Origin of the sequence: Flavobacterium sp. FlaQc-30, assembly GCF_044005885.1 — a bacterium.
In the GTDB taxonomy this organism is placed as follows: Bacteria; Bacteroidota; Bacteroidia; order Flavobacteriales; family Flavobacteriaceae; genus Flavobacterium.
On the sequence record NZ_JBIPCO010000004.1, the window covers coordinates 228680 to 254502 of the forward strand.

Annotated in this window: 18 protein-coding genes; 7 read left to right on the forward strand and 11 right to left on the reverse strand. The window is 34.7% G+C overall.

What is annotated here, in order from left to right; all coding sequences use genetic code 11:
• Positions 1-178: 178 nt before the first annotated feature.
• A complete protein-coding gene (locus ACHRV0_RS11280; protein ID WP_395440888.1) occupies positions 179-964 on the forward strand; it encodes a Two component regulator three Y domain protein in 786 nt (261 codons plus the stop codon).
• Positions 965-1220: 256 nt separating this feature from the next.
• Positions 1221-1526 carry a hypothetical protein gene (locus ACHRV0_RS11285; protein ID WP_395440889.1) on the forward strand — a complete coding sequence of 102 codons (306 nt, stop codon included), beginning with the start codon at positions 1221-1223 and terminating at the stop codon, positions 1524-1526.
• Positions 1527-1593: 67 nt separating this feature from the next.
• Here ACHRV0_RS11285 and ACHRV0_RS11290 read toward each other — a convergent pair whose 3' ends face one another.
• Positions 1594-1887 carry a GNAT family N-acetyltransferase gene (locus ACHRV0_RS11290; RefSeq protein ID WP_089053970.1) on the reverse strand — a complete coding sequence of 98 codons (294 nt, stop codon included), beginning with the start codon at positions 1885-1887 and terminating at the stop codon, positions 1594-1596.
• Between the two features lie 184 nt (positions 1888-2071).
• Here ACHRV0_RS11290 and ACHRV0_RS11295 point away from each other — a divergent pair, with 184 nt between their 5' ends.
• Entirely contained in the window at positions 2072-2923 is an 852-nt protein-coding gene (locus ACHRV0_RS11295; protein ID WP_395440890.1) for a helix-turn-helix domain-containing protein, read from the forward strand.
• 62 nt (positions 2924-2985) lie between these two features.
• Complete coding sequence (gene rclC, locus ACHRV0_RS11300; protein WP_395440891.1) at positions 2986-3549, forward strand: reactive chlorine resistance membrane protein RclC; 564 nt, start codon at positions 2986-2988, stop codon at positions 3547-3549.
• A gap of 34 nt (positions 3550-3583) precedes the next feature.
• Here rclC and ACHRV0_RS11305 read toward each other — a convergent pair whose 3' ends face one another.
• From ACHRV0_RS11305 to ACHRV0_RS11345, 9 genes are all read right to left on the reverse strand, one after another.
• Positions 3584-4006 carry an MgtC/SapB family protein gene (locus ACHRV0_RS11305; protein WP_395440892.1) on the reverse strand — a complete coding sequence of 141 codons (423 nt, stop codon included), beginning with the start codon at positions 4004-4006 and terminating at the stop codon, positions 3584-3586.
• A gap of 109 nt (positions 4007-4115) precedes the next feature.
• A complete protein-coding gene (locus ACHRV0_RS11310; protein WP_395440893.1) occupies positions 4116-7067 on the reverse strand; it encodes an FAD-binding and (Fe-S)-binding domain-containing protein in 2952 nt (983 codons plus the stop codon).
• Between the two features lie 272 nt (positions 7068-7339).
• Positions 7340-9637 carry an aminotransferase class III-fold pyridoxal phosphate-dependent enzyme gene (locus ACHRV0_RS11315; RefSeq protein WP_395440894.1) on the reverse strand — a complete coding sequence of 766 codons (2298 nt, stop codon included), beginning with the start codon at positions 9635-9637 and terminating at the stop codon, positions 7340-7342.
• A gap of 142 nt (positions 9638-9779) precedes the next feature.
• Positions 9780-11912, reverse strand: coding sequence for a beta-galactosidase (locus ACHRV0_RS11320; protein WP_395440895.1), 2133 nt, complete (start codon positions 11910-11912; stop codon positions 9780-9782).
• 38 nt (positions 11913-11950) lie between these two features.
• Complete coding sequence (locus ACHRV0_RS11325; RefSeq protein WP_395440896.1) at positions 11951-13951, reverse strand: MGH1-like glycoside hydrolase domain-containing protein; 2001 nt, start codon at positions 13949-13951, stop codon at positions 11951-11953.
• 189 nt (positions 13952-14140) lie between these two features.
• A complete protein-coding gene (locus ACHRV0_RS11330) occupies positions 14141-15640 on the reverse strand; it encodes a RagB/SusD family nutrient uptake outer membrane protein (protein ID WP_395440897.1) in 1500 nt (499 codons plus the stop codon).
• Between the two features lie 24 nt (positions 15641-15664).
• Complete coding sequence (locus ACHRV0_RS11335; protein ID WP_395440898.1) at positions 15665-18790, reverse strand: SusC/RagA family TonB-linked outer membrane protein; 3126 nt, start codon at positions 18788-18790, stop codon at positions 15665-15667.
• A gap of 167 nt (positions 18791-18957) precedes the next feature.
• Positions 18958-20511 carry an aldehyde dehydrogenase family protein gene (locus ACHRV0_RS11340; RefSeq protein WP_395440899.1) on the reverse strand — a complete coding sequence of 518 codons (1554 nt, stop codon included), beginning with the start codon at positions 20509-20511 and terminating at the stop codon, positions 18958-18960.
• 92 nt (positions 20512-20603) lie between these two features.
• Positions 20604-21416 carry a DUF1338 domain-containing protein gene (locus ACHRV0_RS11345; RefSeq protein WP_395440900.1) on the reverse strand — a complete coding sequence of 271 codons (813 nt, stop codon included), beginning with the start codon at positions 21414-21416 and terminating at the stop codon, positions 20604-20606.
• A gap of 188 nt (positions 21417-21604) precedes the next feature.
• Here ACHRV0_RS11345 and ACHRV0_RS11350 point away from each other — a divergent pair, with 188 nt between their 5' ends.
• A complete protein-coding gene (locus ACHRV0_RS11350; RefSeq protein ID WP_129024530.1) occupies positions 21605-22075 on the forward strand; it encodes an Lrp/AsnC family transcriptional regulator in 471 nt (156 codons plus the stop codon).
• A gap of 207 nt (positions 22076-22282) precedes the next feature.
• Here the strand turns inward: ACHRV0_RS11350 and ACHRV0_RS11355 are convergent, their stop codons facing one another.
• A complete protein-coding gene (locus ACHRV0_RS11355; protein ID WP_395440901.1) occupies positions 22283-23590 on the reverse strand; it encodes a S28 family serine protease in 1308 nt (435 codons plus the stop codon).
• Between the two features lie 155 nt (positions 23591-23745).
• On the opposite strand from ACHRV0_RS11355, the gene ACHRV0_RS11360 reads away from it, so the two are divergent.
• Together ACHRV0_RS11360 and ACHRV0_RS11365 are read left to right on the forward strand one after the other, a co-directional pair.
• Positions 23746-24720 carry an ornithine cyclodeaminase family protein gene (locus ACHRV0_RS11360; RefSeq protein WP_395440902.1) on the forward strand — a complete coding sequence of 325 codons (975 nt, stop codon included), beginning with the start codon at positions 23746-23748 and terminating at the stop codon, positions 24718-24720.
• A complete protein-coding gene (locus ACHRV0_RS11365) occupies positions 24713-25780 on the forward strand; it encodes a proline racemase family protein (protein WP_395440903.1) in 1068 nt (355 codons plus the stop codon). Before ACHRV0_RS11360 ends, ACHRV0_RS11365 begins: the two co-directional genes overlap by 8 nt.
• Positions 25781-25823: the final 43 nt, after the last annotated feature.

The following is a 25823-nucleotide window of genomic DNA, read 5'->3' on the forward strand; positions in this document are numbered from 1 at the left end:
GTTTTTTATAATTAGTTGATTCAAAAATAGTTAAAAAATGGTTAGGTTGTTAAAAGTTAAATAAGTAGTAAAAATAATACGTATTTTTTATTTATCAACACTTTATCGACAATACATGCATTATGTCTAGTAATTTCTTAATTTTGAAAATAGAAAAACCTAATTCCCCAAATTAGTTATGAAAAGCTTAACCACACTTTTTTTAATGCTTGTTTTTTCTCTAAATAGTTTTGCAGATACTGTTTCAGATAAAGAGAAAGAAGCATTACTAAAATTTTATCATGCTACAAATGGGTCAAATTGGAAAATAAAGTGGGATTTATCACTTTCGGTCTCGACTTGGTATGGTGTTGAAATAGAAGATGGAAAAGTTGCGGCGCTCAATTTGCCAGACAATAATTTACAAGGAGAATTACCACCTGAATTTTTTGATTTAGTCAATTTAGAAAGGATCAATCTGCACAAAAATAAATTAGAAGGAACATTACCAAATGAAGTAAATAGCTTTAAAGAACTTGAAATTCTAGACATTTCGTCGAATAAATTATCTGGTGAATTGCCTTTAAGTTTTGGGAGTTTAAAAAAGTTAGAAATACTTTCGTTATTTGACAATGAAATTGAAGGACAACTGCCGGGTTCAATATATACGATTACAACCTTAAAAGTATTGCTTTTAAACAGTAATAAATTCTCTGGAAATTTGAGTAAAGAGATATTGAATTTAAATGCTTTGCAAAACCTAAGTTTATTTAATAACAGTTTTGATGGCGAAATTCCTGAAGAACTGGAGAAATTAAAGAATTTGTCAGAGATGAATCTTTCGTACAATAAATTTAAAGGAGCTGTTTCAAAAAAATTAACCTTGTTGGATTCGTTGAATATGACAATGTTTGATGAAGATGGAAATCCATTTTTATTAGATTTAATCGAAGAAAAAATACCCGAAAATATTATCGCAAATTAATCGTGCTTATGAATGAATTTTACTCGTTGAAAAAAGTTGATTAAATATATTTAGTTAATTGCCGAAAAACCGTAATTCTTTACGGTTTTTTTTATTTAGTTTTTTGAGTTTATGAATTGTTAAAAGGCATTGCAGTTATTTTTATTGTTTTAATTTTGTCAAATAAATTTGATGTTAATTTTTAAAACAGTCATTTTTTTTCATAACTTTAAATAAGAGTAAAGAGAAAACATATAACCTTTTTAATTATAAAATTATGGTATTACAATATCAAGGTGAACAACACGGAAAAGCGACTACTTTTACAATAAGAATTATTGGTAACAACTTGTCAAAAAGCAGTTCTAATTATCAAATTGATTTATTAGTAGGCGATAATAAACTGCCAACTTTTACAACTTCAATTCATCAAAGTCTGTCGAATTGCTTGAAAGAAATTTACTTGTTTAGAAAACATAATGGAATCAAGTTTGATGAAGCATCAGAGAAGATAACGTCACTTTATGTGCCTTATGATAAGGTTTTGTACAATTATAATAAACATGCACTATTTATGGCTTAAAAGCCATTTAGCTGTTATATATAAAAGACTACTCGGTTTGAGTAGTCTTTTTTTTGTTTTATCAGTTTTATAATTCTTTATTATGAAATAATGAATTAGCTTGATATTCTGGATGTTTGTCGATGTAAGCTTTTATGTAAGGACAATACGGTTTTACTTTAAGATGATTTTCTTCTGCGTAATCCAAAACATATTTTGCTATGTAAGCCGCTAATCCTTGTCCAGATAATTCTGGCGGAACCTCAGTATGAATATAGGCAATACCGCCATCGAATAATTTGTATTGTTCAAACGCCATATGTCCATCTACGTGAATCTCAAAACGTTTGTCTTTTTCGTTGTTTATAACTGTATATTCCATAATTGCTTTTTTTAGTATTGTAAAATTAGTAAGTATAAAACCTAGTAGACTTAATCTATGACAAGAAATTTTAAAAAAAAACAGCATTGATTTATCTATTCTTTAAAAGTCAGTTCCCCAAAATAATACTCTAACTTTGAGTACTGCTTAAAACAGCAAATAGAATTTGCAGTATAGATCATCAATGAAAGATAAAGAAAATAATCAAAAAGGCTGTTCAGTTCAGGAATGTACTACAGATGATATTAACCGTACAGGCAGTTCGCCGCTCTACACTATATTTCTTTTTGAAGGCAATGGGAAAGTAAGCGTAGATTTGGTAAAGTACTCTTTTAATGGCAAAATTGTATTGTTTTCAACTCCATATCAAATGGTTTATTTTGAATCTGAATCTCCAATTAAAGTAAAGAAACTGCAGTTTCACGGCGATTTTTATTGTATTGAATACCATAAAAAAGAAGTCGCCTGCAATGGACTTTTGTTTAATAATATTTATCAGCAGACTTTTATAAATCTTGAGCAAGAAGACTATACTGAAATTGACAACATCTTAAGAAAAATGATAATCGAGCTTCAAGAGTCGAATACGTATGCTGCAGCAGTTGTAAAAGCATATTTACAATTGATTTTGGCGTTATGCAGTAAAATTAAATCTAAAGATAATAGTATCGAAGCAGAAAAGAATGCATATCATCCACTGATGAATTTTAAGGAACTGCTGGAAAATAATTTTCATAAAGAAAGACAGCCCTCTTTTTATGCCGCAAAAACGGGAATTTCTCCCAATAATTTTTCGAAGATCTGCAAGCAGTATTTCTTAAAAACACCTTCGACATTAATTCATGAAAGAGTAATACTTGAATCTAAAAAGTTAATTCATCTGACTTATAAGAGTATGAAAGAAATAGCAGCTGAATTGAATTTTGATGATGAGAATTATTTTAGTCGTTATTTTAAAAAACATACTGGAATTACGCCAACAGCTTTTCGCGAAAATGTTGGAATATCTATCGTTGCAGATTTGTCCAGAGAATAGCCATATTTGTCCATTGTGGTCTAAATTGGCTCTTCTTAATTTTGTGTCTAAATACTTAGACTATGAAAATCTTAATCATTTTATCAAAATTACAAGGGCAGTTTATCAATTTTATGCGAATCGCTATTCTTATAGTTATGGTGTGGATTGGCGGACTTAAAGCTTTTCAATATGAGGCTGACGGAATCGTTCCTTTTGTAGCCAACAGTCCTTTGATGAGTTTCTTTTATAATAATCCGCAAGAATATAAAGAACATAAAAATAAAGAGGGGGAGATGGTTCAGAAGAATATTGAATGGAATCATCTAAACGGAACTTATGGTTTCTCGTATGCTTTAGGAACTGTTATTGTCATTATTGGTTCACTCACTTTTTTAGGTATTTTCAACGATCGTTTGGGACTTATCGGCGGATTGCTTACTGCAGGTATGGCATTGGTAACTCTTACTTTTTTAATTACAACTCCGGAAACTTGGGTTCCTAATTTGGGAGGTGATATGCCAACGCCGCAATTTGGTTTTCCTTATTTATCAGGGGCTGGTAGATTAGTTGTAAAAGATATTATTATGATGGCGGGCGGTTTGATTGTCGCTTCTGATTCTGCTAAAAAGCTTTTGAAAGAGTAAGAAAAAAGAGCAGAAACAAGTCAATTAGAACTTATTACTTCCTGTTTTTCAACCATCTTTCGATTGGTTCAATGGCGGTGTTTATGATAATTACAGTGAGTGTACAAATTAAAGCTTCGGCAAAATAACCAGAAGCGGCAATACAGCCAATAGCGGCACTGCACCAAATTGTAGCGGCCGAGTTTAAACCATGTACATTATCGCCTTCTCTAAAAATGACTCCTGCACCTAGAAAACCAACTCCCATAACAACCTGAGCCGTAATACGAGTAACATCAACATTTAAGGCAGTACCCGCAACTTTTATAGATAATAATACAAAAGTTGCGGCTCCTATTGCTACCAATGTATTCGTTTTTAATCCAGTTTCTTTATGATGCCATTGTCTTTCAAAACCTATAATTAATCCCGCTAAAGTGGCGGCGGCAAGTCTTGTTAAAAATTCTGTAGTACTCAAAATTATTACTTTTTAGATCATTAAAAAAAGATTCATTTTCTTGTAAAAGCTGTTATCTTAACATAAAGATATTTAAAAAATAAATATGGGCAACGAGTTTAAAAAGAATCTATTTTAGTGCCTCAAACAATATTTCTACAGGATGCTGCGCTTTACGACCTGTACCATCTGCGATTTGATGTCTGCAGCTAGTTCCTGAAGCCGAAATTAATGTCGCTTGATCTTCTGAACGGATTGTTGGAAACAAAACTAGTTCGCCTATTTTCATCGATATATCGTAATGCTCTTTTTCATAACCAAAAGAGCCTGCCATGCCACAGCAGCCACTCGGAATGTTTAAAACGGTATAGTTTCTTGGCAGCGTTAAAATTTTCTTTAACGGTACTAATGAAGATAAAGCTTTTTGAAAACAATGCCCATGCATACGCACACGTTCTGTTTTATCCGTAAAACTAGCTGATGAAACACGGCCCTTGTCTAATTCTTTGGCTAAAAATTCTTCGATTAAAAAGGTTTTTGAAGCAAATAATTTTGCTTTTTCTTTTAAATCGCCGCGGCATAAATCGGGATATTCATCTCGGAAAGATAATATTCCAGAAGGCTCTATTCCAATTAAAATTCCGTCTTGAGGTATGCTTTTTTCAAAATATAGAATGTTTTTTTCCGCTATTTCTCGTGCTTCTTTCAGCATTCCTTTAGAAAGATACGTTCTTCCGCTGATGCCGATTTTCGAAATTTCGACTTGATAACCTAACCGATTTAAAAGTCTAACAGCGGTTTGACCAATTTCAACATCATAATAATTCAGGAATTCATCATTGTACAAATACACTTTACCATTTGTAAAATCTCCTTTTTGAGTATAGTTTTTCATCCATTTTGCGAAAGTGATTTTATGCATTAAAGGCAATTTTCTCTCCACAGCAAAACCTGATGCTTTTTTGATAATATTTCCTAAAACACCCTTAGTAGATAAATTGTAAATCCAAGGTGTTGCTGCAAACAAATGATTTATTTTGGGCGTATTTCCAATCAATTTCGAACGGAATTTAATGCCGTTTTTGTCATGATACTGTTGTAAAGTTTCGGCTTTTAGTTTTGCCATATCAACATTCGACGGACATTCAGATTTACAGCCTTTACAGCTTAAGCATAAATCGAGAACCTCAAGAAGACCTTCGTCATCAAATTTGTTTTCTTTTTTTGAATTCGTTATCGTTTCTCTTAAAATATTTGCCCTTGCACGTGTAGTGTGTTTTTCGTCGCGAGTTGCCATATAGCTCGGGCACATTGTACCGCCGCTTTTTTCAGTTTTTCTACAATCTCCAGAACCATTGCACATTTCAGCTGCACGCAAAATTCCGTTATTTTCAGAAAAATCAAAATAAGTTTCAGGCATTGGTGTTTCTTGACCAGCTGTATATCTTAAACTGGTATCCATAGGTGGCGTATTTACAATTTTACCAGGATTAAAAACACCCCAAGGATCCCAAACATCTTTTATTTGAACGAACATTTGATATATTTCTTCGCCTAACATCAAAGGGATAAATTCTCCGCGAAGTCTTCCGTCACCGTGTTCGCCGCTCAGAGAACCTTTGTATTTTTTAACTAAATGCGCAATGTCTGTGGCGATAGTTCTAAAAATTGCCGTGCCTTCTTTTGTTTTTAAATCGATAATAGGGCGCAGGTGCAGTTCGCCGGTTGCAGCGTGAGCATAATGCACACAATTTAAATTTCGTTCTTTTAAAATGGCATTAAAATCTTCAATAAAATCGGGTAAATCGTTTACATCAACCGCCGTATCCTCAATTACAGCAACAGCTTTGGCATCGCCAGGAATATTTGACAATAAACCTAATCCAGCTTTTCTTAAAGCCCAGACTTTATTAGTGTCTTCTCCGTAAATTATTGGAAAATGATAGCCAAGATTTTTAGAACGCATCAAAGCTTCCATTTCTATCGCAACAGTATCAATTTCTTCTTGAGTATCACGTAAAAATTCGACCGCTAAAATCGCTTGCGGATCACCTTTTACAAAAAAGCGATTTTTGCTTTGCTCAATGTTTTCTTTTGTACATTCTAGAATATAATGATCGATTAATTCAACGCTGTCTGGATTGAATTTTAAGGCTTCAATATTGGCTTTTAATGATTCATTAATGCTTTCAAAATGGATGCAGACTAAAGCAGCGTGGGGTTTTAAAGCGTCGACTAAATTTAATTTTATCGCTGTAGAAAAAAACAAAGTTCCCTCTGATCCTGCAATTAATTTACAAAAATTGAACTTTTCGTCTGAATCTCCAAAAGGCATAGAATCTGCCAATAAATCTAAAGCGTAACCCGTATTTCTTCTCGGAATTGTTTTTTTAGGAAAGTTATTCTCGAATAATATTCTGTTGGTTTCTGATGATAAAAGATCTTTAGCTTGAAGGTAAATGGCTTGTTCGAGAGGACTTACGGTGTTAATTCCGTTGCATTTGTCTTCAAATTCGGCATTCGTCAAAGCACCAAAAGTAACCTCGCAGCCATCAGCCAGAAAGCCTTTAATTTCAAGTAAATGCTCACGAGTAGAACCATAAACAACAGATCGTGCACCGCAGGCATTATTACCAACCATTCCGCCAATCATGCAGCGATTACTGGTAGAAGTTTCTGGTCCAAAAAACAGTTTATACGATTTTAAATGTAGATTTAATTCATCACGAATCACTCCAGGTTCTACCCAAGCCGATTTTTCAATTGGATCAACTGAAATGATTTTGGTAAATTCCTGCGAAATATCAACTATAATTCCATTTCCAACCACTTGACCAGCAAGCGAAGTTCCAGCAGCACGCGGTATTATGCTGCTTTTATTTTCCCTTGCAAAAGCAATAATTTTTTGAATATCTTCTTTAGTTTTTGGAACCGCAACGGCCAAAGGCATTTCTTTATAAGCGCTTGCATCAGTAGCATAAAGCAGACGCATGGTATGATCGTAAAATAATTTACCTTCTAATTGCTTTTCTAAACTTTCAAGATTAATAGAATTCTTGGAAAGGATATTATTGTTATTCATTTTAATACAGTAATTATATAGAAGATTGCCTTATCCAAAATTATTCGGATAAAGAAGTCAGGAATAGTCTTAGTTTATTTTTGTTTGCTGTTTTTTTAACACATAATCCAGAAACTCAATTAGAGTTTTGTCATTTCGACCGAAGGGAGAAATCACACAAGAAATTCCACAATCAAAATCGCCAATCTTTGTCGAATCCCCCGTGTGATTTCTCCCTTCGGTCGAAATGACAATATTGTGTTCAAACGTTTGGATTATGTATTAAATACTTTTTACAATTCGCTTAATGCAATATCAAGTAAACGCACCATTTCATCAGCATTTTGTTTGCTGAAAGTCATAGGCGGTTTTATTTTTAAAACATTGTGCAAAGGACCGTCTGTACTGAGTAAAAAGCCATTTGCTTTCATTTTTTCGACTACAATATCAATTTCAGGAACGGCAGGTTCCATTGTAGTTCTGTCTTTTACCATTTCGGCGCCAATGAATAATCCGTGTCCTCGAACATCGCTTATTATCGGATATTTTGCCATCAAAGTTTTAAGACCGTTCATCAAATGATTTCCTACTTCAAGTGCATGCTGCTGCATTTCTTCTTCCTGAATAACATCTAAAACGGCTAATCCTGTAGTCATAGAAACCGGATTTCCTCCAAAGGTGTTAAAATACTCTAAACCGTTATTAAATGAATCTGCAATTGCCTCTGTTACAATTACTGCTGCAAGCGGATGACCGTTTCCAATTGGTTTTCCTAAAACAACAATATCCGGAACTACATTTTGCAATTCAAATCCCCAGAAATAATCTCCGATTCTTCCAAATCCAACTTGAACTTCATCGGCGATGCAAACACCTCCAGCGGCTCTTACATATTCGTAAGCTGTTTTTAGATAGTTTTCGGGTAACGGAATTTGTCCGCCGACTCCCAATAAAGTTTCACAAATAAATACAGCGGGCGCTTTATCTTCTTTTTTTAAATCTTCGATAATTCGTTGCACATCAGCAGCGTATTTTTCGCCTGCTTTTGCATCGCCGTATTTAAAAGGACCTCTATATAAATCGGGATTGATTGCTTTGTGAATCCATGGCATTTGACCAGAACCGCCTTTGCTGTCAAATTTATAAGGACTCATTTCCATTGCCACAGTTGAGGTTCCGTGATACGCATGATCCAGTACAATAATATCTTTTTGTTTGGTATAATGACGGCTCATTCTAATAGCCAAATCATTTGCTTCGCTGCCAGAGTTTACAAAATAACAAACACTTAACTTTTCAGGTAATGTAGCAGTTAGTTTCTCTGCATATTCTGTTATCGCGTCGTTTAAATAACGCGTATTGGTATTTAAAGTCGCAATTTGTTTTTGCATTTTTCTAACCACAACAGGGTGGCAATGCCCAACATGCGAAGGATTGTTTACGCAATCAACAAAGGTTTTTCCTTTGTCATCATACAAATATTGCAGTGCGCCTTTAACAATTTTTAATTTGTCTTTGTAACCAATGCTTAGATTTCGACCAATTTTCTTTTTACGAACTTCAAGTAAATCGCTATAATCATTATCATTAATTAATCCTTCAAAACCACAAGCTTTTCTAAAAGCATTTTGCGCTTTGATTGGATTAATTTGAATTAACTTATACAATAAATCCCAAGCTGGTTTTTCAGTAATAAAATGATGTTCATTATTACTGTCTAACGAAGCATTGTAAGCAGATTGTGTAACACTGATACAAAGTCTTCCAGCTATTAAATAATACAATAAATCTAATTCCTGTTCTGTAAGTGGATAGGCACTATGATACCCCTGAACAATTGATGCCGCAACAGCAAGCGGATCTTCTTCATCGAGCATGGCATAAGTACAAGCAATAGCTAGATTATTGACAAGAGCGGTGTAAACCATATCGCCAAAATCAATCAAACCACTAATGCGATTACCTTGTACTAATACATTGTAGTCGTTGGCATCGTTGTGTATATAAGCATGTCTCAAGCGATGTATTTGAGGCAGAACTTCTGTGTCAAATTGAAGTAGAAAATAACCTGCAATACGTCTTTTTTCGTGATTTAGAATGTGTTTTAAGTTGTCTCCAGCTTCACTCGCATGACTAATGTCCCAAGTGTAATTGCGATGCATTGCAGGATGCGAAAAATCCTTTAAAGCATTGTCCATATTCCCTAAAAAAGAACCTAAATTATAATGTAATTCGGTCGTTTTTGCTTTTTCATCAACCCAAAAAATGCCTTCTAAAAAGTTTAGAATTCGTATATAATAAGTGTGGCTGTCAAGTACTATTTTAGTCAATTCACCGCCTTGTTTATTAATGCAAAAATGCTGAAAACAATCAGAGATATTGCTTCTCGTTAAGTGTTTTATGATTTCCACCTGCGCCTCTAAAAAAGGAAATGAGTGACTCTCATTTGATACTTTTAGAATGTACTTTTCATTTTTGTCATTCGATAAAAGAAAGTTTAATTCATCATATCCATTTAATGCCTTTGCGGTTACGGTTAATCCGTAATGTTCTTTTACTAAGTCTTGAATAGCTGCTTCTGAAAAAGTCATTGGTATTGTATTTTATTGTTTTTGTTTGTTTTATTTTTCGCCACAAATTGCACGAATTTACACTAATTATTGTGTGTATTCTATTTGAAAAAATTCGTGCCAATTCGTGTAATTTGTGGCAAACCTTAATCTTGGCAAACTTTTACTTCCAAATCACAGCTTGCGCAGGCTGTAAAGGATTTTGTCCGACCAATATTTTACTTCCTTGAGGAATTGGCAGATTAATAGGCTCATTGGTATAATTTACACCTACATAAAAACCATCTCTCCATTCTATAAAAACGCCTTTTGGTAAGTTTTCAATCGCAACTTTGGCGCGAGAATACGTATCGCGTACAATTTGTCTCTCTAGATTTCCATCATTGCTTTCTGCTCCAATATAAGTGATGGTTCCTTTACCTAATTTTCGAGTCACCGCCGCAGCTTTGCCTTTGTAAAACTGATCGTCATAAGTGGCTAAAACTTCTGTTCCTTGTTTAGGCGATAAAACATCTGCCCAAGTATTCCATTTGTAACTGTTGTTTCCTGCTTTGATGGTTCCGTTTACATCAGCTACCAGCATATCAAAAAAGTCAACATCAGCACCAATTAAAGGAACAATAGGAGCATTCCAATTTGCTTCGAAAAAATGACCATTTCTGTCTTTCTGTCCTGTACGACAAGTTAGAATTAAATTTCCTCCGTTCTCTACATATTTTTGCCATTTTGCCACTAGTTTTTGATCAACAATCTGATAAGCAGGTGCTACAATAAATGGATAATCATCAAAATTAGCCTCTTCCGTAATAAAATCCATAGGTGCACCAGTTGATTTAATGGCCAAAGTATAAGTGTTTCTGTGTTTCCAAGTATTCCAGAATTTAGTTTGTTTCTGGTTTTCTAAATCCCAAAGATTATCATGACTCCATAAAAAGCCGGTTTTTCTTTTCGCAATATTTTGCGGTATTACAGCTTTCGGATTGTATTCTTTACGAAGCAGTTTCATGTCTTCGATAGATTGTACAAATTCTTTTCCGCCTTGTGTAAGTGTTACGCCATCGGTGCCAACGATTCCGTCATGATACATTTCGCTGCTTCCAAGCGGGTGTCTGTATCTGTACGTACAAGTAAAAGAACAGCCGCCGCCAAAAGCCTGTGAAATCCACATGTGAACAGTTCCCGGAAGTAACTGGGGATTAATACTTGCCCAGTTTACCTGTCCAGGTTGCAATTCCATAACACCAGTAACGCCCGTTATTGATCTGTAATAATCATTTGCTTCTGAAATTTTGCTTGGTGAGCCCATTCTAAAACTATCGCCACCTAACGGATTTTGACCGCTTACAGGATACATTGTATAGGTTATAAAATCCATTTTGTCAGCACTTCTTGGATCAGCGTCATAAATTACGTTGGTAAAGTTTGTGGTAATCCATTGTTTTGGATCAACATATTTTCTAAGTATTTCAGCTTGTCTGTTTAAGTATTGAGCTTGAGCATCAGATGTAAATCTTTTAAAATCTAAAACGGCATGCGGACTCAATTTATCTTCAAAATACATTTCGGCATTTGGTAAAACAATTTGTTCGAAATTATTGTAACGTGTACTCCAGAAATTTCCAACCCATTCTGTGTTTAACTTTTCGATTGTTCCGTATTTGGCTTTAAGCCAAATTTGAAATGCTTTGCGTGCCGACGGACTGAAATCTGCTGTACCAAGAGGTTCATTGTCGATCTGCCAGCCCATAATATTTTTATTCTTACCGTATCTTTTTCCTAATTCGGCAACAATTTGATCTGTAAATTCTCTGTATTTTTCATTAGTTATAGACACATTTGCTCTGTTTCCGTGTTCTCTGCGGCGGCCGTTTGCATCTACTAAATAAATCTCAGGATATTTTTCTCCCATCCATGCCGGCGGAGTTGGAGTTGGCGTACAAAGAATTACTTTTAAACCTTCTTTTTCGGCTATAGCCAAAGCATCGTCCAGCCATTTAAAGTCATAAACACCCTCTTGCGGTTCCATGTAAGTCCAGGCAAATTCAGCGAAATGTGTAAATTCAAAACCAAGTTTTTTAATGTTTTTCAGATCGCGTTCCCATTGTTCTCTTGGCCATTGTTCAGGATAATAATAAACGCCAATCTGCATTAAATCTGGTTTTGAGAAAAAACGCTGCGGATCTTTTTTTTCTGAAGAGACTGCTTTTTTATTTTGAGCAAAAATAGGTGTCGAATGACAGCCTGCAATAAATGTTACTGCAGTAATAAATTTTGCAAGAGATATATTTTGGTTCATGGTTTATTTAATAGTTAATCAATAATAAATTTTAAGTTTTAGTTCAAAATAAGCATTAAATAATGCGCTGCCGACCAGCTGAAATTATAAGCTTCAAGTCCTTTTCCGGTTAGAGGCTGATAATTTTCTCTAATAGAAGTTCCTTTGCCCAAAACACCGTCAGCGTTATGAATAAGCTTATGCGCTAATTGGTTTGCTTCGTTTGTGTATCCGTATTTTTCAAGTCCGTTGATGCCAAAATAACTTTGATCCAGCCAGATTGGTCCTCTCCAATAACCGCCTTCAGGTTTAAATTTTGGATGATTTGCTGCTAATGTCGGCAACGGAACAAAAGTGTTGAAAATAGCAGGATTAAGCATGTTTTCTTTCATTAATTTAGTTTGTTCAGGAGTTGCAACTTCTGCCCAAATTGGCAAATATCCCTCGCATCCCATAATCTTTATTAATGATTTTCCATCGATTGTTGTGTCGTAAAACCAACCTGTAGAAGCATCCCAGAATTGTGTTTGAATTTTAGTTTTTAATGCTGTGCTTGCGTCTTGCCAGTCTTTTGATTCTTTGGTTAATTTTAAAACCTGAGCCATTTTGCTTAAATAGTTTTTTTCGGCATATAAGAATGAATTTAAATCGACACTTTCCTGATCTAAAGAAAAAGCTTTCTCTCCGTTTTTCAAGATTTTACTGTCATCAAAACGAACTGCATTATCCATTCCGCTTTCCCATTTTCCTGCAATTAGAGTTCCGTCTGTTGAGCCAAATTCGCATAAACCATCTTGATCGTGATCGCGTTCTTTGTACCACCAATTATGGTATAGTTTTAACTTTGGATAAAATTCTTTTAAGAAAGCTGCATCTTTTGTCTTCTCATAAATCTGCCAAATTGCCCACGCTGCAAGCGGCGCTTTTGTGTTGCGGTAATTGTTTTCTTCGATAAGATTATTTCTGTAAACGCAATCAGGAATAAAACCGTTTGGTTCTTGATAATCAAATAAAGCATGCATTTGGTTTTTTGCCAATTCAGTATCATAATTAGCAACAGCTGCCGCGTGTTTCCAGCTGTCCCATGCCCAAAATCCATGAAACCATTCATAATTGTAGCTCGGAAAAAGACCTCCGTGTTTTAATCCTTCTGCCGCAATTCTGGTATTGTTTTGTAATGTCAATTCTAATTTTGCAATTAAATCAGAATAAATATTGTCTTTGTAAATCGCTTTTTTCTTAGCAATTAATTGTGTCAATAGATTTTCTTTTTCTTTTTGTGTGTTGTTCAGCAGTGTGTTAAATGTTGTTTTAGCGATCGTTTCTTTTTCTTTCTTCCATGAATACTGTGGAAAAATATAGGTTTGAGAAACAACAATATCTTTAGTTTCATTAGGTTTTAAAGTCAGTTTTTCAGTTTGAGCTTTGTAACCTTCTTTTGTAATTTCGATTGCAGGATTTGAGTTTAAAAACTGAACGTATCCAATCGCTTTACTTTTTGAAGAAACTATTTTTAAAGTTTTATTTTCATCGGATAATTTTAAATCGTTTAAAAAAAGAGAGGTATTATAAGAGGGATAAAGTGTTATCGTTTTTCCTGTTTTATTGGTAATACTTGTTTTTTGAAGTGCCGAATGACCTGATAAATAAACCAATTGTTGTTTTACGTTTACTTTTTCGTTCTGAAATTGCTGCTCTAAATGACTGTTGTAACTGTTTTGATTTATTAAAGTGTTTTTCCAGTTAATGACTTCGTTTTTACTTTCGTCAGTAAGCTGTAAAGAAACAAATGATGGACTCAGCCAAACTCCGTTTTGTTCTGTCATTAAAAATGGACCAGAAAACCCTGCCTGCGTATTTGGTGTATCCAAGAATCCGAATGCAAACCAAGCGCCTTTATCAGAAAAAGCCAATGAGTTACGATCTGTAGCATTCGCTGGATTTCCCTTATAATTTAAGCTGTTTTTTGCGGATTCTAAAATTGGAAATCCTTTTTGCGCCGAGCTGGATTGTAAGATAAAAAAGAAGGATAGAATAAAAAGTGTATGCCTTTTGCCCATGTTATTTCGTCTTTATTGAATGTTTTTTGTTTTTATTTCAGCTGTTTATATGAGTCGATGCTTTTCGATAAATATAATATTGAGGAGAATGGTTTAAAAAATACTATCTCCAGCAATTTGCTATTAGATAAAAAGAATAGCCCAAGAAATATAGGGCTATTCTTTTAAAAATTGTAATTATTTAATGGATTAATTTGCTTGTAATTCTGTTATCGGAATAGGGTAGAAGTTGTTTTTTACAGGATCAAACCCAGTTCGTCCTGCAGCATCAAGAGCAGTTTTTGTTTTTCCCCAACGACGTAAATCGTAAAAACGATAGTTTTCAAGCGGAAATTCAAGAATTCTTTCGTGCTCGATTTGAGCTTTTACAGCGCTTGCAGTTGTTCCTGTCATTGCTGGCATATCTGCTCTATTACGCACTTTGTTGATGTACGGAATTGCTTCTGGTGTACGACCTAATTCGTTTAATACTTCGGCTTGCATCAACAATACGTTTGAGTATCTCATTAATGGAACGTTGATTGCAGTAAATTCTTGATTCATTTTTTCCTGTGTACTTGGAATAAATTTACGGAATACAGGTTTGTCTGTATCGCCAAATTTTTCATCATAAGTAGTTCCTAATACTAACGGATTATTTGGATCATTAAAATAAGGATCTTTAAAGAAAATAGTACTGTAAAAACGAGTGTCGTAGTTACCTGTAGTTGCCGTTTTTCCTTCTTTCTTAAATTCGTTTATAAGTACAGTACTTGGTAAAATTTCATCCCATCCGCCTAATTCTGCAGCAGCCATCCAATAATGAAGTGCATTACGATAAAAAGCACCGTTTGCGGTTGTCTCTGTAAACTGCAATTCGAATATTGATTCTCTGGTATTTTTAGAGGTACCATCAAACATAGAAACATAATCTTTGACTAAGTCATATCCTTGTACTTTGTTAAGCGCAGTAAGAGATTCGTTTAAGAAAGCTTGTTTTTGAGCCGTTTCTTCATAAGCTCTGGTTAAATAAGCAAATCCAAGGTAGCTGTTTGCGGCACCGCTTGTTGCACGTCCCGTTTTATCTGTAGATTGTTTTGCAGGAAGTACTGCTGCCGCAGCTTTAAGTTCGCTTGTAATAAAATCCCATGCTTCAGCACGTGTTGATAACGGAATGCTTAGATCGCTTTCTTTAGTAATGTATTTTTTTCTAACGTAAATCTGATCCCAGTTTAGAAGCAGTTTCATGTGGTAATAAGCACGTAAAAAACGAGCTTCGGCTTCAATTTGTGCTCTGTCAGCATCGTTTAGGTTAGCAGCAGGAACTTGCGGCAATTTATCGATAACTTGATTCGCATTACTGATTCCTCTGTAGTTAAGTCTCCAATAGGTTGCAAACTGCGGGTTTCCATTTGTATAAGTAAATGTCGAAAGTTCAACCCAGCTTTGGTAGTTTAAGGCGTCGCTTCCTAAATCGCAAATGTCTTCACGATACGCTTCAACAGGCCATTTTACTTCGGCGAAAGCCCATTCGTCAACAGCCGCTTCCAATTGTGAATAGGTTGCTGCCAAAGCAGATTCGGCATCAGCTTTATTTCTCCAGAAATTACCCGAGGTAAGCTGGTCAGGAGATTGCTGGTCTAGATAATCACTACAACTTGTAATAGTGAATAAGCTTATGATGGATAATAAATAAAATATCTTGTTCATGATTTTTGTCTTTTTTAAATAGAATTAAAATATATATTGAACACCTGATACAAATGATCTTGTAAATGGATAAACAAAACGATCAACACCTGTATTAAGAACAGATGCACGAGAAAATTCTGGATCAATACCTGAGTAATCAGTGATTGTAAATAGGTTCTCAACACTTACATAAAATCTAAGTTTGTCTATTTTAGCTTTACCTAACATTTTACTTGGGATTGTATATCCTAATTGTATTTGACGCATTCTCACGAAGTTTCCGCTTTCAAGAAAACGATCAGATTCACGGCTGTTTCCGTTAGGATCTTGCAATACGGCGCGTGGCATGTTGCTGCGGTTTTCTGGTGTCCAAGAATTTAGAGTTGTAGCCAGCATATTGGTTCCTGCACTCATAGATTCGTAAAAATATCTATTTCCGTTATACAGTTTGTTACCCCATCCGCTTCCAATTAATGCAGAGAAGTCGAAACCTTTGTAACTCGCTCCTAAACTTAGATTTGCTTCTAATTTTGGCAATCCTGTTCCAGCGTAAGCTTTGTCATTTTCATCTATAGAACCATCGCCATTTAAATCTTTAAAACGAATATCTCCAGGCTGTGCATTTGGTTGTAATAAAACACCATTTTTGCTGTGCGCATTTACTTCGTCAACAGTTTGGAAAATACCATCAGTTTTGTATAAGTAAAAACCACTGATTGGACTTCCTACACGTGCTTGTGTTGGGAAATGTTCTTCTCCAAATTTCAATCCTTCACCATAAATAGTTTGCCCTTCGTTTGCCAAAGACTCTACTTTATTTTTAAGTGTAGTAAGGTTGAAACCTACGTTGTATTTAAACTCATTAACTTGATCACGATAGTTTACCTCAAGTTCAAAACCGCTGTTGCTGATTTTACCAACGTTAAGGATCGGGTCGTCGATACCAGCAGATGGTGCTAATCTTTTTGTAATCAATAAATTATCGGTAACATTGCGGTAGTAGTTCATCGAACCACTGATTTTTCCATTTTTAAGCGTAAAATCGATACCAACGTTTTTAGAATCAGTTGTTTCCCATTGCAAGTTTCTGTTTTCTAATGCAGTTGCAATACTTCCAGGCCAAGGGTTGTTTCCAACGCCTTGCACATAACCGTTACCTAAAGTATTTCCAGTTTTGATTAAAGTATTTGCAGAGTAATATCCTAAAGCAGCTTCGTTACCCAATTGTCCCCAGCTTGCACGCAATTTTAAATTTGAGATGAAAAAATCTTTTGGGAAGAAGTTTTCTTGATCTATTTTCCATCCTAAAGCAATCGATGGGAAAGTTCCCCAACGGCTGTCTTCTCCAAATTTAGATGAACCATCTTTTCTAACTGTCATTTGAAGTAAGTAACGATCGTTGAAAGAGTAGTTTAAACGGCTGAAAAAGGATACACGGTTGTATTGAAATTTTGAACCGTCAGCAGAGTAAGTTCCTCCTTTACCTGCACCGATAGTTTCAAAATTTGGATCTAAAAATCCAGACGGACGATCGATTGATACTAATTCTCCGTTTTCTACAGAATAGTCTGTTGTTTTTCCTTCAACACTTACTTGATTCCAGTTTGATGATTGACCATTAATAGTGTTACCAAGCATTAAACCAAAAGTATGTTTTCCAAAAGTTTTATCAATAGTGATGATATTATCTAAGATCTGCTCATCCCAATGTGATCTCAACTCTGTTTGCATCGGATAAAGATGCACTTCTTTTGGATTAGCAATAAACGGCGGAAAATGAGCCATTTGCTGATTGTTTTTCATGTGGTAAGAATAGGCAATTTTATATTTCAGCCATGAAGTAATGTTTGCTGTAATAGCAATATTTGCTGTTAAATCCTGTCCGTTATCATTACTTTTTCTAAAATGTTCTTCAGCTACTGGATTTGTTCCTGCTGGAAGTCCATTTTTACCTGTTAATCCATAACCATATTGTTCATTTGAATCGTAAACAGGAACTAAAGGAGCCATTGTATATACCTCTTTTAATTGAAAATTAGGCAATGCATTTTGTGTTGCTATATAAGCCATTTTTCCATCTACATCAAAAATAGATTTCTTAAAACTCACTCTTGCACTTGCTGTTTGCTGACCAAAATCATTATCAATTACAACTCCTTTTTGTTTTACGTAGTTACCATACAAAGCAAATTTAATATCGCCTTGTCTTCCTTGAACTCCTAAACCATAATTTTGCGTAAGTCCAGAACGGAAAACTTCGTCCTGCCAGTCTGTATTAACATCAGATGGAGCAGTAATATAAGCAGGAAGCGGTTTTGGCGATGTAGCATATTTGTTATACTCATCATACATCCTTTTATGTACAGTACGATAACCATCAGCATCTAATAAGTCTAAAGTGTTGGCAACATTTGTTAAACTTAAAAACGAACTAAAATCTACTTTTATGCCTTCTTTTTGACCATTTTTAGTGGTAACGATAATTACCCCATTTGCCGCAACAGATCCGTAAATCGCAGCAGCAGCTCCATCTTTAAGAACCTCCATCGATTCGATGTTTGTTGGGTTTATGGTTTTAATGTCGCCTTGAAATCCATCAATAATATAAAGCGGTTCAGTTGCTCCAAAGGTGTTTACTCCACGTATTTTTACCCTTACATCAGCACCGGCAAGACCACCGCTTTTTTGCACATTCACACCCGCTACTAAACCTTGCAGTGCTTCGGCAGGATTTGTTGCAGCTCTTGCTTCAATACTTTCTTTTTTAACAGATGAAATGGCTCCGGTAACATTCCCTTTTTTCTGAGAGCCGTAACCAATTACAATAACCTCATTAAGCTTATTGGTTTCTTCCATCATTGTTACATTAATTGTAGTCCGGTTGTCTGCAGTTTCTATTTTTTGAATAAAACCCAAGAACGAATAAATAATCGTAGGATTTGTTAAATTTGATGGGAATGTCAATGTATAATTACCATCAAAATCTGTTGAAGCATTGTAGTTTGAATCTTTTATAGAAATGCTTACGCCTGGTAACGTATTGTTTTTATCATCAGTTACTTTTCCGGTTATGCTTTTTTGTGCTTGACCATAACTGAGAGTTGGCAGCCATAATAAACATAATAGTAAAGGAATAAAATTCAGCTTCCTAATTAATAGTTTTTTCATTTGGTGATAGTTTTTGGTTAATTAAAATCCGATAGTTTTTCTTTTTTTTTTTAGTTTTTTTTAATTGTTATAAAAGCAGTTTACTTTTTGGCTTCGGTTTCAAACCTGATGTATAAAATGCGATGAATTTTTAATCTGTTTTTTTTTTAGTTTTTTTTAGTTTTTGCTTACAGATCAAATTTTATTCCTTGCGCCAATGGTAAACTAGTAGTATAATTGATTGTATTGGTTTGTCTTCGCATGTATACTTTCCAAGCGTCAGACCCAGATTCTCTTCCTCCTCCGGTTTCTTTTTCTCCTCCAAAAGCGCCGCCAATTTCAGCGCCGGAAGTTCCTATATTTACATTTGCAATACCACAATCAGAACCTGTAACTGATAAAAATAGTTCAGCTTCTCTTAAATTATTGGTCATAATTGCCGATGATAATCCTTGCGCAACACCATTTTGAACAGCGATTGCATTCTCAACGGTTCCTGAGTATTTAAGTAAATACAATACAGGAGCAAAAGTTTCGTGCTGTACGATTTCGAATGAATTATCTGCCTCAGCAATTGCAGGTTTTACATAACAGCCGCTTTCGTATCCTTCGCCAGAAAGTACGCCGCCATCCACTAGAATTTTACCTCCTTCGGCAACTACTTTTTCAAGAGCATAGTTGTACATTTCGACAGCTTGTTTGTCGATTAATGGCCCAACATGATTCTTTTCGTCCAAAGGATTTCCAATACGTAATTGTTTATAAGCCGAAACGATTGCATCTTTTACTTTATCATAAATACTTTCGTGAATAATTAATCGACGTGTAGATGTACATCTTTGACCTGCAGTTCCTACAGCGCCAAAAACAGCACCAATAACTGTCATTTTAATATCAGCATCCGGAGTTACAATAATAGCATTGTTTCCGCCCAATTCTAATAACGATTTCCCTAAACGTCCTGCAACAGTCTGTGCGACTATTTTACCCATGCGAGTAGAACCTGTTGCGGAAATTAACGGAATACGGCTATCATTTGTTAGTATTTCACCAATTTTATAATCGCCGTTGATCAAACATGAAATCCCTTCAGGAAGATTGTTTTCTTTGATAACCTCGGAAATAATGTTTTGACAAGCAATTCCGCAAAGAGGTGTTTTTTCGGATGGTTTCCAAACGCAAACATCACCGCAAATCCAAGCCAGAGCTGTGTTCCAAGCCCAAACGGCTACAGGGAAATTAAACGCCGAAATAATTCCAACGACACCCAAAGAATGGTATTGCTCGTACATTCTATGTCCAGGACGCTCAGAATGCATTGTTAAGCCGTGAAGCTGACGTGAAAGTCCTACTGCAAAATCGCAGATATCGATCATTTCCTGTACTTCGCCATAACCTTCCTGCAATGATTTTCCCATTTCATATGAAACCAGTTTACCTAAAGCTTCTTTATTTTTACGCAGCTTTTCGCCAAACTGACGTACAATTTCACCACGTTGAGGTGCCGGCATTACTCGAAATGTTTTGAAAGCGGTTGTAGCTGCCTTCATTACTTTCTCGTAATCTGCTGCTGTCGAAGTTTTAACTTTAGCAATTAATTGTCCGTCAACAGGAGAAAAACTTTCTAGTACTTCTCCGTTCGAAAAGTTATTTAATCCTGTTGACGTTCCTTCGTTAATTTCCTTTATGCCTAATTGGTCTAAAGCTTCTTTTATTCCAAATTGTAATTCTGTTGTTGTCATTTTGACCTTTTTTGATATGTTAGTCAACTTTTATCGGACATTAAAAAAGTTGATTTTTTGATAAGAGAGATTGTAATAAATCAATCTGAATATTAAGAATTTTGCAGTTTAACATCTGTGCTTTCAAATATTTTATCGGCAGATGAAGCAACAAATCCTTGATATAATTCTCCGTTTGACATTGGGTAACGAAGTGCAAATTCATAATAGCAAGATGGAATTTCTAGAGCTCCTTCTTCAAAATCAATTGTATACAAATCAGCCAATGTGCTTGATTGCTCTAATAATTGTTCTGGAGTACCTTTAATTTTTCCACCAGATTCATTCAATTTCCAGCCGTTGTTTTCTAAGAAAGTGTTCAGCTCCTCTAATGTTTCAAAATCTTTTAAAGCATTGGTATTTATAGTAAAGTGATTGGCTCTAAAACCGTAAACGTACATCCAAGCTGCATATTCAGATTCACTTAATAATGATTTATAGATTTTCTGTGAATTTGCCTTCCAAACAGAACCGCTTAAAACTAGTTCAGGATTTTTGAAGGTATCATCATCACAGCTGTTCAAAATGTCTTTTACAGTTTCCTGCAATTCAGTAGAACATTTTTCTAATTCCAATTCAGAAATAAAAATTCTCGGAGCATCTTTGTCTGTAGCATGCTCATAATGTTTAGCAAATAATTTTTTAGTTTCAAAATTGTATTCTCCTTTTGCTTCGTAACCAACATTTAAGAAAGGTTTTTCTAATACCTCTATATTAATACGTTTATCATTAAAAGTTCGAATTGCGATATGGTCATTTTTTATTACTTCACCTTTTTTTTCTAATAATTCATGAATTTTTTTTGCTGATGGAGTGATAGCAGCATACTGCTCCCATAGTTTTGTAAGTAGTTGATCTTTATTCATTTTGGTTCTGTTAAAAATGTGTGATTATGACACAAATCTATATAAAATGGTGTTATTATAACAATGTGTGTACGTGATTATTAATAATTAGACATTTCGTGATTGTTTTTTTGTAATTTTGACACTTTAAATGCTGGAATCAGCTTTAGAATTGTCAAAATAGTATAATCAATCTAAAAAAATGAGCCATGGCAAGTACAAAAAACAATGAAAATACTGACTATTTAGATAAAGAAATCATCAAAAAACTTAGTGAAAACGGAAGAGTGCCATTTTCTGATTTAGCTAAAGAATTAAACATATCAAACTCGCTCGTACATTTAAGGGTCAGAAAATTGCAGGAGTCTGGAATTATTACCGGATTTTCGGTAAAACTGAATGCCAAAGAACTTGGTTATGAAACGGTTACCTATACAGGGATTGTTACTAAAGAAGCGCGTTTTTCTTACTCAATTGCTGAAAAATTGAAAGAAATTCCTGAAGTAATCGAATGCCATTGGGTTTCTGGAAAATATGCTTTATTTATAAAAATTGTGTCCTATAATAATGAAGAACTTCGTAAAATTTTATACGAGCAAATTCATCAAATTGAAGGAGTAGGAAGCACAGATTCTTTCTTCTCATTTGGTTCAGCTTTTGAAAAAAATGTGCCTGTATAATAAATTAAAAAACGCTCACTAGAGCTGCCTCGTAGAGACAATAAAAAAAGCAACACAGATTGCACTAATTGTCACTAATTCGTTTTTGAAATTAATTTCACAAACAAGATTAACCTATTAAAATTGGTGCAATTTGTGTTCAAAATTGATTTATAATAGTCATGTCTATATAATGTGGCTGAAGAAAGTTTTCTTCAGCCACATTTTTTAGTTTAAGTTTGGTTGTTCTGTTAACCATCTTGTCAGTGTATTCATTATTTTGTCTTGATCTTGCTCTGAAAAGTTTTTTATTCTAGTGGCATGACTGCCGCCGGCTAAAACCATTTTTAAAGCATCGAGATTTGAATTAGGAGTTGGAGAACAAGATTCCCAAGTGTCATAGCCTCCATAAATGTAAAGTATTTTTGAACCTTTCGTTTCTACATAATCCCTCACTTTTTTAATGTATTTTGGATTGTAGGTTATTCGAACATCTTTTGGAGCAAAACGATTGTTTGAAGTGCTTTTTACAGTCGTCAATAAATCTTTAACCGGTGTAAAATCAAATCCGTAATACCCTAGTTCGCTCATGTGCTGGTAATACGACGGTAATAAATCATAATAGTTTTTGTCGTTGTAATAACCAATTCCAACAATTTTGTTCATATAATCAAACAGCGTTTTTGATGATGCTGTGTTGTTGGGAATGTCTTCGCATTTTCCTCCCCACTGCCAGAACGAAAAAGGAAATTCAAGAACGCCATATTCTAAAGCTTCATCAAATGAAACCTCAGTAAAAGTCATTTTTTCTTGTTCAGCATACGCTTTTATTTCTTTAAGAAGCGCTGTTCTGTTTTGTAATAAAGTGCGTTGAAAATCAACTATTTTTTTACGACATTCTGCAGTTCCTACAGTTGCCAGATGCTGTTCGATTCTAGGATCTTCCTGTGTGTTTATTAAAGGAGCCACATACGGAACCGCAACATCAATATCATTAGGATATTTCGATTTGTAAATTAAGGTCGTTTCTCCGCCTTTACTAATTCCGGTCGAAATCCATTTTCCTGTATACAATTGTTTCAATTTTGTTACAATCGAATGATAATCTTCGATAGCTTGATCATTGGTTAAATATTCCCATTGAATTGGGTTTGGTCTCGAGTTTCCGTAAAAACGATATTCAACAATTACCTGATTCGTATGCAGTAAAGAACTCAGCTCCGTTTTTTTATAGCGTGCCGCATAACCTTCAGTTTCAATCACCATTGGACTTTTAAAATCTAAATGCGATAAATAAACATAATGCTTGAAAGTTCCTTTTTTCGGATTATTGTGGTCTAAAGGTTCGTTAAGAACTAATTGATACGACTCGCTAAAACCGTCAAGATTTTTAGTTTTTGTAATAGCAGCATCCGGAAATAATTCCTTCAATTTGCCTTCTAAGCTCGTTTGAGCTGTGGTTTCAGTTTGAGCAAAACTAGTACAGAATGTCAAGGAAACAGTCAGTACTACTAAAATGTGTTTTAACTTTTTCATTATTTTTTAAAATTGTTTTTTATAAAAATAGGCTCATAAAACCTAATCAATTTGTACTATATTAACCTTAAGTTGGTGTATGTTATCTGGTTTTGGGGTGAAATAGTATTATCATAAAATAATCTTCTATTTTTAGTAAAATTTCAACAAAATACATGGAACCTATACAACTTATTTCAGATCATTTCATTGAAGAAAAATGCAATTTTAAAGAGCTTATAGAAAGACTTCGTACTGGATTTTCGGCTTCGGCAATCCAAGTTCCTATGCGTCATCATCATGATTATCCTAATCCCGCAGAAGAAAAAGATTCGACATTACTGCTAATGCCGGCGTTTCAAGCAGGTAAAGATTTAGGAGTAAAAATAGTTACCGTAAGTCCTAATAATGGTAAATATGATTTGCCTTCAATACAAGGAACTTATATTTATCTCGATGGACATAAAGGAAACATAAAAGCAATTCTTGATGCGAAGTCATTAACAGGAAAACGAACCGCAGCGACATCTGCATTAGCGAGTAGTTATCTTTCTCGAAAAGAGTCTTCGTCTATGCTGATGATTGGAACAGGAGCATTAGCCATAAATTTAATTCAAGCTCATGCAAGCGTAAGACCTATAAAAGAGGTCTATGTTTGGGGAAGAACTATAGAAAAAGCACAATTGGTTTGCGATGCAGTTAAAAATTCTTCGCTTATCTGTAAACCAGTTTCAACTGTTGAAGAAGTTATTTCTCAAGTAGATATTATTTCGGCAGCAACTTTATCGCCTGTTCCGCTTGTTTTTGGAAAATGGCTGAAAGCAGGACAGCATTTAGATTTGGTTGGCGCATATAAAAAAGATATGCGTGAAGCAGACGATGAAGCCGTTTTAAAATCGAGTATATTTCTGGATACGTATCAAGGCGGACTTAAGGAAAGCGGCGATATTTTGATTCCGCTGACAAGTGGAATTATCAGAAAAGAAACGATCAAGGCAGATTTGTTTGAACTGTGCGGCAATACAAAAGCGGGCAGAACATCTGATACTGAAATCACCTATTTTAAATCCGTTGGACACGCTTTAGAAGATCTTGTTGCAGCTGGATATTTTTATGAAGAGTATAATTTAAAAACACAAAAAAATGTCTAAAACCTACCAAAATATTTGTAATAATATTGATTATAAAGCAGAGGCAGATGTACTGCAGATAAAAACAATTGATATGCACACAGGCGGTGAGCCTTTGCGTGTGATTGTTTCTGGTTTTCCAAAATTAAAAGGAAATACTGTTTTAGAATACCGAAGAGATATAAAAGAAAACTACGATTATTTAAGAACAGCATTGATGTTTGAACCTCGCGGTCATGCTGATATGTATGGTTGTATTTTGCTTCCGCCAAATGATGATGATGCCGATTTTGGTATTCTTTTCATGCATAATGAAGGATACAGCAGTATGTGCGGTCATGCGGTTATTGCGATAAGCACTTTGGTAGCAAAAATGAATTGGATTGCAATAAAAGAAGGTGAGAATGAATTGAAAATTGATGCTCCGTGTGGTCGAATTTTTTCGTTTGTAACCATTTTAAATGGCGAAGTAACTGGAGTGAGATTTCATTGCGTACCAAGTTTTGTCGTAGGTTTAGATCGTATTGCAAACGTTCAGGGCGTGGGAGATGTTGTTTATGATTTGGCTTATGGCGGCGCTTTTTATGCTTATGTTGATTTGAGGAAAAATACGCATTTGAATTTTGGTTTAACCGAAGAAAATTACCGTATGATTATTCAAAATGGCGTTGATATAAAACACGCGGTAATGGCTCATGATAAAGAAATTCAGCATCCGTTTGAGGAGGACTTGAGTTTTTTATACGGCACTATCTTTATTGATGAACCACAGCATATTTCTAATCACAGCCGAAACGTTTGTGTTTTTGCCGATGGAGAAGTTGACCGTTCTCCAACTGGTTCCGGTGTTTCTGGAAGAATTGCGATTGAAAAAGCTAGAAATGCCATAAATTTGAATGAATTTATTACAATAGAAAGCATAACAGGAAGTACTTTTACAGGATCTCTTGTTAGAGAAGAAAAATTTGGCCCTTTTAAAGCGGTAATTCCGCAAGTAGAAGGAACAGCTTTTGTAACCGGAGTAAACACATTTTTAATAGATCCAAAAGATCCTATGAAAAATGGCTTTATACTTAGATAATTATAAAGTTTAGCATAATTGCTTAAAATTATTTAACACATAG